This is a genomic window from Bacillus sp. EB V-12 (genome assembly GCF_056158125.1).
This window is the reverse complement of record NZ_JBUXJL010000001.1, coordinates 1,007,307-1,019,351: the sequence shown is the minus strand read 5'-3', so window position 1 is coordinate 1,019,351 and position 12,045 is coordinate 1,007,307. Positions and strand designations below refer to the sequence as shown.

Below are 12,045 nucleotides of genomic sequence, written 5' to 3'. Positions count from 1 at the left end.
TTGTTATCTTTTGATTAAAATGTTACTACATATAGTCTTACTGTTTCTGTGAGAAATGTAACATTACTGTGAAATTTTTTTCACGAAATAATGAATTTTTCATTTACAAAAAAGAAATGTGCTCTTTACAAATGTATGGTACAATATACGGGAAAAACTCTTTTTACCCTTTATCAACACATTTGAATAAAGGAGACTGAACTTATGGTTACTACATATCTTTTATTTATCGTTGCCTACTTACTTGGCTCGATTCCATTTGCACTAGTTGTTGGAAAAATCGGCTACGGAATCGATATTCGTGAGCACGGGAGCGGTAATCTAGGCGGAACAAACACATTCCGCACATTAGGGAAAAAAGCAGGTTTTACCGTTACAATTGCTGACATTTTAAAAGGGACATTAGCAACAAGTCTACCAATGATTTTCGGATTAGATATTCATCCACTATGGTTCGGGTTAGCGGCTGTTCTTGGACATGTCTATCCAATCTTCGCGAAATTCCGCGGTGGTAAAGCAGTTGCAACTTCTGCTGGGGTGCTATTATGCTATTCACCAGTTGTTTTTGCAATATTGGCTGTTGTATTTTTCACCCTTTTATTTACAACAAGATACGTATCACTTTCTTCTATGGTAACAGCAGTTGTTGCTGTTATTGCATCCATTGTTAGCGGGGATAAAATCTTCATTATTGCGATGTGTTTATTAGCAGGTATGGTTATTTATAAACACCGTGCAAATATCGGACGAATTATAAATAAAACTGAACCAAAAGCAAACTTTTCAAAAAAGCAAAAATAAGATCGTAACCCACATAACGCAAAAAGAAAACGTGAAGCATATTAATAGCGTCTTTTTGCGTTATTTTTTATACTAAAGAAAAAGCAACATAATTTGGAGGAACTATACATGAATCTTTCCGTAACAAAAGAAGCAGCACAATGGTATAAAACTGAATTAAACTTACAATCAAATGAAACACTACGCTTTTTCGTACAATACGGTGGTTGCAGTACTGTGCAAAAAGGACTTTCTTTAGGTATTCGTAAAGATGATCCTGCACATCCTGCTGTTCAAATTCAAGAAGAAGGTATTAATTTCTTTATTGAAGGCGATGATGAATGGTTCTTCGATGGACATAATTTATCTGTTACACTTAACGAAGGTGACGACTTCCCACAATTTAATTATGAAAAATAAAAAAACGTGGCTTCTGCCACGCTTTTTTATTTTTTCTTAATTTCCTCATATTTCGCATACCACTCAGGATATAACTTTTTAAATGATACAGGGCGGAACCCTTCTTTTTTCGCACAAATATTCGTTGTGCTTGCAGTAATACACAGTTCACCATCACCATTATATATTTCATATCCATATACAACGCGAAGTGGGCTCACAGTATCTACCCATGTTTTTACGCTTGCTTTTTCTCCGTAACGCATCGCTTTACGGTATGAAATTTGTAAATCTAACACAGGAGAAATAATTCCTTCTTTCTCCATTTCAACATATGAAAAACCTAAATCTTGTATAAGTTTCGTGCGACCTAACTCAAGCCACACTAAGTAGTTTGAATGGTAAACAACACCCATTTGATCTGTTTCCGCATAACGGATTTCAACTTCATGTTCTGCTACAAACATATGTATTCGCCTTCTTTCACTTCTGCTACCTTGCATACATTTAATCATAATACAGTGACATCAAAAATAAAATAAAAATAGTGAATCTTTTCCCGAAAGGAGCAAGCATATGATTCAAATTGTAACGGTTCGTAGTGGTGATAGCGTATATAGCTTGGCATCAAAATATGGATCAACACCTGACGAAATAGTAAAAGACAATGGATTAAATCCAGCTGAAACGCTCGTTGTTGGTCAGGCACTTATCGTTAATACGAAAGGGAATAATTATTATGTACAGCCTGGTGACAGCCTATATCGAATCTCTCAAACATATAATGTCCCCCTCGCTAGTTTAGCTAAAGTTAATAATTTATCTTTAAAATCTATTCTCCATGTCGGACAACAATTATACGTACCAAAAGGTACAAAACGAGCTGTAGAATCCATCGCTTATTTACAGCCTTCCACTATACCGATTAAAGAGAGTTTAGTTAATGCTACACGTGCCATCAATCCATTTTTAACATACTTAGCTTATTTTAGTTTTGAGGCAAAAAGAGATGGCACATTAAAAGAACCTACTGAAACAGCTAAAATCGCTAATATTGCAACGCAGGGTAAAACAATCCCTATGCTCGTTATTACAAATATTGAAAATGGTAATTTCAGTGCCGATCTAACATCGGTTATTTTACGCGACGCAACGATTCAAAACAAATTTATTACTAACATTTTGCAAACAGCTCAAAAATATGGCATGCGAGACATTCATTTCGATTTCGAGAGTGTAGCACCTGAAGACCGCGAGGCGTATAATCGCTTTTTACGAAATGTAAAAACACGCTTACCTAGCGGGTACACATTGAGCACAACTCTCGTACCGAAAACAAGTTCAAATCAAAAGGGAAAATTTTTCGAAGCTCACGATTATAAAGCGCAAGGGCAAATTGTTGATTTCGTCGTCATTATGACATATGACTGGGGATGGCAGGGCGGGCCACCGATGGCGATTTCTCCTATCGGTCCGGTGAAAGAAGTACTTCAATATGCAAAATCTCAAATGCCTCCCCAAAAAATTATGATGGGGCAAAATTTATACGGGTTTGATTGGAAGCTTCCATTTAAACAAGGAAATCCACCCGCAAAAGCAATTAGCTCTGTCGCAGCTGTTGCACTAGCTCGTAAATATAATGTCCCTATTCGTTATGATTTCACAGCCCAAGCTCCTCATTTTAATTATTTTGATGAAAACGGCGTGCAACACGAAGTTTGGTTTGAAGATTCACGGTCTGTTCAAAGTAAATTCAATTTAATGAAAGAACAAGGTATAGGTGGTATTAGTTACTGGAAAATCGGTTTACCATTCCCACAAAATTGGCGTTTACTTGTTGAAAACTTTACGATTACGAAAAAGGGCTGACAAAAGTCAGCCCTTTTTGTACATTTTGTTAAGATTCATCTTTGATTTCACTTTTTAATGAGTCAATACTTTCTAAACGTCTTTGATTTTTTGCTTCAATAGCAGCACGATCTTTTTCATTAGAAAGTTCCGCTGTTTCTTTTGCTTCATTAAAGTTATCAACTGTATTTTGCACCATTTCTTGTAACTTTTCAGCGTTGTCACTTCGATTATCTGGATTTGGCATGTACTTCCCTCCTAATATTGTATATACACACCATCTTAAATTACCTATCTTTCCTCAAATTTATACATAAAAAAGAAGAATGATAACATTCTCCTTTTTAACCGTTATCAACAATCGGTTGTTTTCCCGTTTGGTCTTGCATTTGCTTTCCTTTATTTCCACCAGCTTTTTTCGATTGTGTTCCAATATGATTTGGCGCAAAGTCTTTTGAATTTTTTTTCGGATTACCCATTACTATCGCCTCCTTAACACTAGTATCGTACTAGTGTTAAGAATTATTCAGCTTGCTTAAAAAGTTTCATTTCATAACGTTTTTCAATGCGCTCTTCAATGCGATCAATTGCATCACGATCGCTTAATAATTGTTGTTTATTTTCATTTACCAGTTCTTCAAACGATTTACGGCGACTTCTTCTCATGTTGTTCACCCTCTCTCCTTCGCTTTCTTATTACATAGTATAAGCAAACGAAAAACTCTTTAATCAGATTTGTAAGAAAATTTTATGTTTTAGTACTCCTAAAAAAACTCCGTGTACAATATATTGCACACGGAGTTTTTCATACCATAATATTTAAATACTCTTTCAACTTTTCATCTGCATTCATTTCATTTTCTTTATAATCATGAAGCGCCTGTAATACAAAATCATACTGTTCTAAAATATAACTTTCTAATCTCATAACATCCTCTAAGCTATTAAGCATAATTCTCGTATTACCAACTTCACTTTTTAACGCTGGTTCACATTTTAAGCTTGTACATATTTCTTTCACATCTTCTTCTAATATCTCTGTTAATACATATTTCTTTCGCCCTTTTACCTTTACTCTCATAACTGGATAAAAAGCTTTTATATCTAAATAACTTCCTACGTTCATACAACGTAGCCATTCTACATTCCGTTTATTACATGCAAGTATTTCTTTCACCGCTTCATATACCGCAGTTTCATCAAGCATAACCTTATTTACTTTTCGTTTCCCTTCTTCTTCAATAGCTGCACACTTTTGATAAACAGCAGCACACGTAATGCAATCGTCAAATGCATTATGAGAGCTTAAACGAATGCCAAGCATTCGTTTTAACGTTTCAAGTTTATGATTAGGCGCATGCTTCATGTATTTCTTCGCTAAAAATACAGTATCAATTACTTTATTTTTAGGTTCAGGCAACCCAAGCATATTTACATTACTTTTCAAAAAGCGCATATCAAAAGAAGCATTATGAGCCACAATAACATTTGTATGTAAAAATGCTAAAAATAAAGGTAACACTTCTTCAATCGTCGGTGCATCTGAAACGCGATAATTGGTAATACCTGTTAAACTCGTTATTCGGTCCGGAATTGGCCGCTCTGGATTCACGTATGAAACAAATTGATCTACTAATTCATGATTACGATATTTCACTGCTGCAACTTGAATAATTTTATCATTATAAGGGTTAAATCCTGTTGTTTCAAAATCAATTACAACATAATCTAACGGTAAGGATACATTCCCCACTCCATACACTCCTTTATCTATAAACGGTTATATTTCTTACATCATATCATGAAGTGATTACTACTTGAAAAAGAAAAGGCAGAAATGGGAACTCTCCACCTCTACCTTTTCACCATTATTTTAATTTAGCAACTCTTTTCTCCATCTCTTTTTGTGTCATCGGCCCAATAAACTTATCTTGAATGACACCTTTTGTATCTATAAAATACGAAGTTGGAATCGTAATTACTTTATACGCTGTTGTCACATCAATGTTCTTGTCCAATAAAACAGGAAAAGTAATTCCTTTTTCTTTAATAAAATTGCTTACCTTCTCTTCCCCCCCACCTTTTTCTGAAGGCGTATAATTGACCGCTAAAATTTCTACGTTCTCTTTATGTTCTTTATAGAAAGCCTCCATATCAGGCATTTCTTGTTGGCAAGGTCCACACCACGTTGCCCAAAAGTTTAAAATCACTTTCTTTCCTTTTAAATCTGATAGCTTTACATTCGTTCCATCTAACTTCGTTAATTCGAAGTCTGGCGCACTCTTCCCTATTTCAATACCATTCCTTGCGATAATCTCTTTCATCGCAGCTTCACTTTTTTCTTGCTTCACTTTTACCGCCTGCTCTTTATTACCAAACTGTTCATAAGCTGCATATCCCGCTAAACAAAGTAACACTACAATAATCGTAAGCTTCCGCCACATTTTATATCACCCTAACGTATTATCTTCTTTTAACACATTCATCAAAATACTATATAGCTTATTTTAGCTTATACGGACAAGCTTGGAAATATTCACATTCTAAATAATCAGAATTTTTATAACTATTATGAAATATTTACCTTTCCATCATATAATTAGAAATAAATATAATATTTTACAATGAAAGGAGCTCTCATGAATTTATTTGAAAAAATACTTCTATATATTCTTAGTTTTATATTTTCCCCAATCGGAATTATCACATGGATTATCTCACTATTTAGTAAAGATCCTGAAAAAAAACAAGTTGGACGTATTTGTCTCTATATCGCATTAATCTCATTTATCCTTTGGGCAGGCCTCGGCATTATTACTTTTTTCACGATGACTACCATTACTACTATAGAATAGTTATAGAAAGGATGATTATTTTGGGAGAACACCCTATCACCAAAGAGCTACGCTATATACGAATATGCTTAGTTATTTTAGTAATCGTTCTTTTATTTTTCAACAGTGAAAAAGTCGTTGAAATTTCTACAAATCATGATTCCATAGAAAATGTTCCCACCAGTAATATGACACAAATTGCGGAAAATACATTCGCTATTCAAGAATATAATCCATTACTAAGTAGCGAACATACAATTAAGATTTTCAAATATAATCCAGATACAAATCAACTTACTCTCGTCAAAGAAGTTAATTCTAGTGATCCGAATTCTTATACTTATCAACTTAATGAGAACGAATAAAGTGAAACTTTAATCAGCCCTCACCAATCGGGCTGCCCGGCAAATAGCGGAATAAAGATAAGGGCATTACATATCTCTTATCTTTTTGTTTGCAACTCTTTGTACAATGAGTTGCAATTTAATAATTCTCTAGGATTCCCACATTCCACAATAGTCCCATTCTTTATGACAACAACACAATCTGCTATCATCGCTCTCTCTACATCATGTGTTGCCACAATTCTCGTTACATTTCTCCCTATCCCTTCAATTATATTCCAAACCAGTTCTTGATTGCCTGGATCTAACCCAGCCGTCGGTTCATCTAAAATAATAAGAGTTGGATTTGATACAATCGCTCGCAATAATGCGAGACGTTTTCTTTCGCCTCCTGAAAGCTCTTCACCGCTTTTATGTAGCACAGTTTGACTCCCTTCAGGTAACCCTCTAATAATCGGCGTTACATTTATAAGTTCACTATTTTTTTCTAACTGATTTTCTAAACACTCTTCCCCGAAATACATATTCTCTGTTACCGTCGTTCGGAAAAAACGTGGTTCTTGCCAAACTGTAGTCATACGAGCTTCATTACCATAATAAGCAATGCTACCGTTAGATGGTTTATACAAGCCCGTTATTAACTTTAAAAGCGTTGTTTTTCCTGCACCGCTTTCTCCCACAATAATAACGAGTTCACCAGGACGAATTTGCAAATCAATATTACGAATTCTGCATTTCTCTTCGTCATTCTCCTGAAATGAAACATTTGTTATCCTGATACCCATCGCTCTTTCTACATTGTTATCTGCTGCTCGTTTATTTAAAAAGCAAAAAGTTCTATTTGCCGAAGCGACTGCAACTTGTGTCATTATTAATAAATCGCCCACATAACGGACAGGGAAAAAGAGCATCTCAATTGTCGCTAACACTGCAATGAGTGAACCAACTTCTATTTCTCCCCTCATTATTTTTTGTGCACCTATAATGAGAACAAGGATATATGCTCCTGTTTCAATCACCGTTCCAACTACTCCAATACAATGTTGCATCATCGTCTTCTTTACTTCCGATTTATACGATTGTGCCGTTACTCTTTTAAATAAGCGAATTGCCCATTTTTCTTTTTGTAAACTCCGCAAATCTTGTATCCCCTTTACAAACTGTGACACCATCTCTACAACACTTGAGTGATTTTTTTGAGCAACGCTTGCAATATCTCTTACCTTTTCTCCCATCAGTATTGGAACAATTGTACTTAAAAATAAAAACGGAGTTACCCACAATATAAACTGTATATCTATATGTTGTAGTGCTATGAAAGCTCCAATAAATTGGGCAATAGCGTGTATATATTCTATTAATATAGAGCCATATAATCTGACCCAGTTCGGAATATCAGACACGACCAAAGTTTCTAACTCTCCTTGCTTAATCTTCTCACTCTCTTCAAACGGTAATGAGAAATAGTGACGCAATAATTCTATACGTTTCGTTTGTAATATACGTTGACTCGCTTTTGAACTTATATAATCAAATAAAAGATTGTTCGCCCACATTAAAAAGCGACTACCCGCAAACAAAGCTATATATAAATACGCACCTTTTAGCTCTCTTTGAATAAGATTGTCTACAATTAATCCCATGAAAATTGGGCGTGATAAATTTAAAATGGCAGCAATTATCCCACTACATACAGCTGCTATTACTAATATTTTCTCTTGTCGTAACGGCAACAATATTCTTTTATACTCTGTCATGACGTTTCCTCCATTTTTATAGTAAAAAGAAAGGGATGAAACCAAATGGTTTCATCCCTTTCCATAAAATAAGGAAGCTAACTATTGTTAGCTTCCTTATTGTTCATTTCAATTATTTAGTTCGACACTTTTGATTCTTCAATTTTCTCACGAAGAACCATTTGCAGAATACCACCGTGACGGTAGTAATCAATTTCAACTTCACTATCGAAACGAGCTACTACTTCAAATTGTTTTTCGTTGCCATCTAAATCAGTTGCAACTACTTTTACAAGATCACGTGGTCTAACTGATTTGTCGATTTGAATTTCAAATGACTCGTTACCAACAAGACCTAACGTTTCAGCACTTTCGCCATCTTTAAATTGAAGTGGTAATACACCCATTAACACTAAGTTACTGCGGTGAATACGTTCGAAGCTTTCTGCGATTACTGCTTTAATACCTAATAAGTTAGTACCTTTCGCAGCCCAGTCACGAGAACTTCCCATACCATAATCTTTACCAGCAACAACTAGAAGACCTGTGCCATCTTCTTTATATTTCATAGCAGCATCATAGATTGATGTTACTTCACCAGTCGGCCAGTATGTTGTATATCCGCCTTCTGTTCCTGGTGCAATTTGGTTTTTAATACGGATGTTCGCGAATGTACCACGCATCATAACTTCATGGTTACCACGACGAGAACCGTAAGAGTTAAAGTCAACTGGTTGTACGCCGTTTTCTAATAAGTAGCGTCCAGCTGGTGTGTGCTTACCGATTGAACCTGCTGGTGAAATGTGGTCTGTCGTTACAGAGTCACCAAATTTACCAACTACACGTAAGCCTGATAACGTTTCAACTTCACCTGGTTCTTTAGATAAACCTTCAAAGAATGGTGGGTTTTGAATGTATGTTGAATCATTATCCCAAGTATATAAAGCTTCGTTTGAAGTTTGGATTTCATTCCAACGCTCATTGCTGTTAAATACTTGTGCATATTCTTTCTTGAACAGTTCAGATGTAACAACGCTTTGAACTACATCTTCAATTTCTTTAGCTGATGGCCAAATATCGTTGAAGTAAACAGCATTGCCATTTGCATCTTTACCGATTTCATCATTTTTCAGGTCAATATCAACAGTACCTGCAAGTGCATATGCCACAACAAGTGGTGGTGATGCTAAGTAGTTTGCTTTTACAAGTGGATGAATACGACCTTCAAAGTTACGGTTACCAGATAAAACAGATGTTACTAGTAAGTCGTTTGCTGCGATTGCTTCTTCTAATTCTGGCGCTAATGGACCAGAGTTACCGATACAAGTCGTACAGCCGTAACCAACTGTTTGGAAACCTAATTGATCTAAATATGTTGTTAAACCAGACTTATCTAAGTACTCTGTAACAACTTTAGATCCTGGTGCTAATGATGTTTTTACATACTCAGGTACTACAAGTCCTTTTTCAATTGCTTTCTTCGCAACTAGACCTGCTCCAATTAATACGTATGGGTTTGATGTATTTGTACAGCTTGTAATTGCTGCGATTGCAATTGCACCTGTTTTCATCGTTACTTCTTTATCTTCTAATGTAACCTTCACTTCTTTATCGAACTCTTGCTCATTAAATCCAAGTCCTTGTGTTCCAACTGGTGCTACAACAGCTTTATGGAACGCATCTTTCATATCTGAAAGTGGAATTAAATCTTGTGGGCGTTTCGGTCCAGAAAGGTTAGATTCAATTGTATTTAAATCAATTTCAACAAGATCAGTATAGATTGGATCTTTACTGTCTGCTGTATAGAATAAACCGTTCGCTTTACAGTATTCTTCAACAACGCGAATTTGTTCTTCATCTCTACCTGTTAAACGTAAGTATTCTAATGAAATATCATCGATTGGGAAGAATCCACAAGTTGCGCCGTATTCTGGTGCCATATTTGAAATTGTTGCACGGTCAGCTAAAGGCATGCTCTTTAGTCCATTACCGAAGAACTCAACAAATTTACCAACTACACCTTTTTGACGTAATACTTGTGTTACTTTTAATGCAACGTCTGTCGCTGTAGTACCACTTGGAAGTGTACCAGTTAATTTCACACCGATTACTTCAGGTACTGGGAAGTATGAAGGCTGTCCAAGCATTCCTGCTTCTGCTTCAATACCACCAACGCCCCATCCAAGAACGCCGATACCGTTAATCATTGTTGTATGTGAGTCTGTTCCAACTAATGAATCTGGGTATGCAACTAAGTCACCTTCAGCATTTTTCACAGCATGAACAACTGGTGCTAAATATTCAAGGTTTACTTGGTGTACAATACCTGTAGCTGGTGGAACCGCACGGTAGTTATCAAATGATTTCTGTGCCCAGCTTAAAAATTTATAACGTTCTTCATTACGTTTAAACTCTAAGTCCATGTTGAATGCAAGCGCGTCTGCCGTACCCGCTCTATCAACCTGTACAGAGTGGTCAATTACAAGGTCTACAGTAATTTCAGGATTAATTTTGTCAGGATCTCCGCCCATGTCTGCCATTGCTTTACGAAGCGAAGCCAAATCAACAACAGCTGGAACACCAGTGAAATCTTGTAAAATTACACGAGATGGTTTAAATGGAACATCGATATCTTGAACATCTTTCGTTCCCCATTTCGCTAAATTTGTAACATGCTCTTCTGTGATTACACGTCCGTCTACTTGACGAAGTACTGATTCAAGTAAAACTTTCACGGAATATGGTAATTGAGATACGTTGCCAACCCCTGCATTTTCAAGCGCTTTCAAATCATAATAATGATACGTTTTTCCATCTACTTCAAAAGTTGCACGTGATTGAAATGGATTATGTTTTACCATTATGTTTCCCCCCTGTTAAACGTGACTAAGTTGTCTGAATATAAAATGTAGACAAACTTTTCAATACCTTACGATAATATCTTATTACAACTTTCTAAATAAGTAAATAATAAGAAACTTATAGATTATCATAAGTTTTCTTTATGTTTCTAAATTTGAATAGCTTTCATGCTCCTTATGAATACTATTATCATAAAGTAAAGTGCTCTATCCGCGGTTTACTTACAGTTCGTACATACTATGAACTGCTCATCATTCAACATACAAAAAATGTTATAGAGGTGAAATAAAATGGGTAAAAGAAAAGCAAATCATACTATTTCAGGAATGAATGCTGCATCTGCACAAGGACAAGGAACTGGTTACAATGAAGAATTTGCAAACGAGCCTTTAACTCCAGCAGAGCGACAAAATAATAAGAAACGTAAAAAGAACCAGTAAAGAAAAATCCCAAAAGGTCTATTTTCCTTTTGGGATTTTTTCTAATGTTTATAACGTAGTAATTCCGAAACCGTTACAAATCGATAGCCCTGCTTTTTCAGTTCAGGTAAAATTTTTGCTAGTGCCGCTACCGTTTGACTACGATCATTTCCTCCATCATGTAACAATACAATATCGCCACTTTTAGCATTTTTCACTACATGATTTACAATGGATTCAACCCCTGGATTTGCCCAATCACGTGGATCTTGATGCCACGACCATAGAACAGTTTGATAACCAGCTTCTTTCGCTGTTTTAAATACAGCGTCGTTAATATATCCGCCAGGAGGACGGAATAACAAAGGTTCTTTCACCCATTTTTCAAAAAATTTCTTTCCATCTAAAATATCATTTTCTAATTTTTCATCTGATGAATTACTCGCATACAAATGATTCATCGTATGATTTCCAATTTCATGTCCCTCTTTTAACACTTGTTTCACTAAATATGGATTGCGCTGAACTCGAAATCCAATCATAAAAAATGTCGCTTCAGCCTTATATTGACGTAATAAATCTAAAACTTGTGGTGTATACGTTGGATCTGGTCCATCATCAAATGTAATTGCAATAATTTTTTCATTATTAGGTACTTCCCATGTTACATAACCAGTTGGTTCTAACTCTTTTCTGAGCAACATTTTCGCTTCCACTTTTTCCACTTGAAATATATGTACTGCACATAGCAAAGAAAAAACTAATAGAAAAATTTTCTGTTTTAGCATAACGTTTACTAAAGCAGCAAGGTTGTCGAATAAAC

Annotated in this window: 15 protein-coding genes; 6 read left to right on the top strand and 9 right to left on the bottom strand. The window is 35.5% G+C overall.

The window, feature by feature from the left end; genetic code table 11:
- Positions 1-204 precede the first annotated feature (204 nt).
- Positions 205-801, top strand: coding sequence for a glycerol-3-phosphate 1-O-acyltransferase PlsY (plsY, locus tag ACZDYH_RS05385; RefSeq protein ID WP_000258974.1), 597 nt, complete (start codon positions 205-207; stop codon positions 799-801).
- A gap of 108 nt (positions 802-909) precedes the next feature.
- On the top strand, positions 910-1,200 hold the full coding sequence (locus tag ACZDYH_RS05380; protein WP_001054455.1) for a HesB/YadR/YfhF family protein: 291 nt from the start codon (positions 910-912) through the stop codon (positions 1,198-1,200).
- Positions 1,201-1,226: 26 nt separating this feature from the next.
- On the opposite strand, the gene ACZDYH_RS05375 is transcribed toward ACZDYH_RS05380, so the two are convergent.
- Entirely contained in the window at positions 1,227-1,646 is a 420-nt protein-coding gene (locus ACZDYH_RS05375; RefSeq protein WP_000495817.1) for an acyl-CoA thioesterase, read from the bottom strand.
- Positions 1,647-1,755: 109 nt separating this feature from the next.
- Between ACZDYH_RS05375 and ACZDYH_RS05370 the strand changes: the two genes are divergently transcribed.
- Positions 1,756-3,048: a glycoside hydrolase family 18 protein gene (locus ACZDYH_RS05370; protein WP_000614858.1), complete on the top strand. Its 1,293-nt coding sequence runs from the start codon at positions 1,756-1,758 to the stop codon at positions 3,046-3,048.
- 28 nt (positions 3,049-3,076) lie between these two features.
- Here ACZDYH_RS05370 and tlp read toward each other — a convergent pair whose 3' ends face one another.
- The 5 genes from tlp to ACZDYH_RS05345 form a co-directional block, all read right to left on the bottom strand.
- Positions 3,077-3,274: a small acid-soluble spore protein Tlp gene (gene tlp / locus ACZDYH_RS05365; RefSeq protein WP_001133511.1), complete on the bottom strand. Its 198-nt coding sequence runs from the start codon at positions 3,272-3,274 to the stop codon at positions 3,077-3,079.
- 97 nt (positions 3,275-3,371) lie between these two features.
- Positions 3,372-3,506 (bottom strand): acid-soluble spore protein SspN, encoded by a 135-nt coding sequence (gene sspN, locus ACZDYH_RS05360; RefSeq protein ID WP_000527987.1) that lies wholly within the window; start codon positions 3,504-3,506, stop codon positions 3,372-3,374.
- Between the two features lie 43 nt (positions 3,507-3,549).
- Positions 3,550-3,693: an FbpB family small basic protein gene (locus ACZDYH_RS05355; RefSeq protein ID WP_001254699.1), complete on the bottom strand. Its 144-nt coding sequence runs from the start codon at positions 3,691-3,693 to the stop codon at positions 3,550-3,552.
- A 139-nt stretch (positions 3,694-3,832) separates the two neighbouring features.
- Positions 3,833-4,780 (bottom strand): 3'-5' exonuclease, encoded by a 948-nt coding sequence (locus tag ACZDYH_RS05350; RefSeq protein WP_061457590.1) that lies wholly within the window; start codon positions 4,778-4,780, stop codon positions 3,833-3,835.
- A 115-nt stretch (positions 4,781-4,895) separates the two neighbouring features.
- On the bottom strand, positions 4,896-5,471 hold the full coding sequence (locus tag ACZDYH_RS05345) for a redoxin domain-containing protein (RefSeq protein WP_000269085.1): 576 nt from the start codon (positions 5,469-5,471) through the stop codon (positions 4,896-4,898).
- Between the two features lie 195 nt (positions 5,472-5,666).
- Here ACZDYH_RS05345 and ACZDYH_RS05340 point away from each other — a divergent pair, with 195 nt between their 5' ends.
- Both ACZDYH_RS05340 and ACZDYH_RS05335 read left to right on the top strand, forming a co-directional pair.
- On the top strand, positions 5,667-5,882 hold the full coding sequence (locus ACZDYH_RS05340; RefSeq protein ID WP_001047912.1) for a hypothetical protein: 216 nt from the start codon (positions 5,667-5,669) through the stop codon (positions 5,880-5,882).
- Positions 5,883-5,893: 11 nt separating this feature from the next.
- Positions 5,894-6,226 carry a YmzC family protein gene (locus ACZDYH_RS05335; RefSeq protein WP_074555548.1) on the top strand — a complete coding sequence of 111 codons (333 nt, stop codon included), beginning with the start codon at positions 5,894-5,896 and terminating at the stop codon, positions 6,224-6,226.
- Positions 6,227-6,303: 77 nt separating this feature from the next.
- On the opposite strand, the gene ACZDYH_RS05330 is transcribed toward ACZDYH_RS05335, so the two are convergent.
- Both ACZDYH_RS05330 and acnA read right to left on the bottom strand, forming a co-directional pair.
- Positions 6,304-7,962: an ABC transporter ATP-binding protein gene (locus tag ACZDYH_RS05330; protein WP_130055514.1), complete on the bottom strand. Its 1,659-nt coding sequence runs from the start codon at positions 7,960-7,962 to the stop codon at positions 6,304-6,306.
- A 116-nt stretch (positions 7,963-8,078) separates the two neighbouring features.
- Complete coding sequence (gene acnA / locus ACZDYH_RS05325) at positions 8,079-10,802, bottom strand: aconitate hydratase AcnA (RefSeq protein WP_000238564.1); 2,724 nt, start codon at positions 10,800-10,802, stop codon at positions 8,079-8,081.
- A gap of 291 nt (positions 10,803-11,093) precedes the next feature.
- On the opposite strand from acnA, the gene sspO reads away from it, so the two are divergent.
- Positions 11,094-11,243, top strand: a complete 150-nt coding sequence (gene sspO / locus ACZDYH_RS05320) for an acid-soluble spore protein SspO (protein ID WP_000518057.1) — start codon at positions 11,094-11,096, stop codon at positions 11,241-11,243.
- 41 nt (positions 11,244-11,284) lie between these two features.
- Here sspO and pdaB read toward each other — a convergent pair whose 3' ends face one another.
- Entirely contained in the window at positions 11,285-12,010 is a 726-nt protein-coding gene (gene pdaB / locus ACZDYH_RS05315; protein ID WP_061665781.1) for a polysaccharide deacetylase family sporulation protein PdaB, read from the bottom strand.
- Positions 12,011-12,045 lie beyond the last annotated feature (35 nt).

Coding starts and splice junctions, on each gene's coding strand:
- plsY (WP_000258974.1), top strand. CDS start 205: ATGGTTACTACATATCTTTTATTTATCGTTGCCTACTTACTTGGCTCG.
- ACZDYH_RS05380 (WP_001054455.1), top strand. CDS start 910: ATGAATCTTTCCGTAACAAAAGAAGCAGCACAATGGTATAAAACTGAA.
- ACZDYH_RS05375 (WP_000495817.1), bottom strand. CDS start 1,646: ATGTTTGTAGCAGAACATGAAGTTGAAATCCGTTATGCGGAAACAGAT.
- ACZDYH_RS05370 (WP_000614858.1), top strand. CDS start 1,756: ATGATTCAAATTGTAACGGTTCGTAGTGGTGATAGCGTATATAGCTTG.
- tlp (WP_001133511.1), bottom strand. CDS start 3,274: ATGCCAAATCCAGATAATCGAAGTGACAACGCTGAAAAGTTACAAGAA.
- sspN (WP_000527987.1), bottom strand. CDS start 3,506: ATGGGTAATCCGAAAAAAAATTCAAAAGACTTTGCGCCAAATCATATT.
- ACZDYH_RS05355 (WP_001254699.1), bottom strand. CDS start 3,693: ATGAGAAGAAGTCGCCGTAAATCGTTTGAAGAACTGGTAAATGAAAAT.
- ACZDYH_RS05345 (WP_000269085.1), bottom strand. CDS start 5,471: ATGTGGCGGAAGCTTACGATTATTGTAGTGTTACTTTGTTTAGCGGGA.
- ACZDYH_RS05340 (WP_001047912.1), top strand. CDS start 5,667: ATGAATTTATTTGAAAAAATACTTCTATATATTCTTAGTTTTATATTT.
- ACZDYH_RS05335 (WP_074555548.1), top strand. CDS start 5,894: ATGATTATTTTGGGAGAACACCCTATCACCAAAGAGCTACGCTATATA.
- ACZDYH_RS05330 (WP_130055514.1), bottom strand. CDS start 7,962: ATGACAGAGTATAAAAGAATATTGTTGCCGTTACGACAAGAGAAAATA.
- acnA (WP_000238564.1), bottom strand. CDS start 10,802: ATGGTAAAACATAATCCATTTCAATCACGTGCAACTTTTGAAGTAGAT.
- sspO (WP_000518057.1), top strand. CDS start 11,094: ATGGGTAAAAGAAAAGCAAATCATACTATTTCAGGAATGAATGCTGCA.
- pdaB (WP_061665781.1), bottom strand. CDS start 12,010: ATGCTAAAACAGAAAATTTTTCTATTAGTTTTTTCTTTGCTATGTGCA.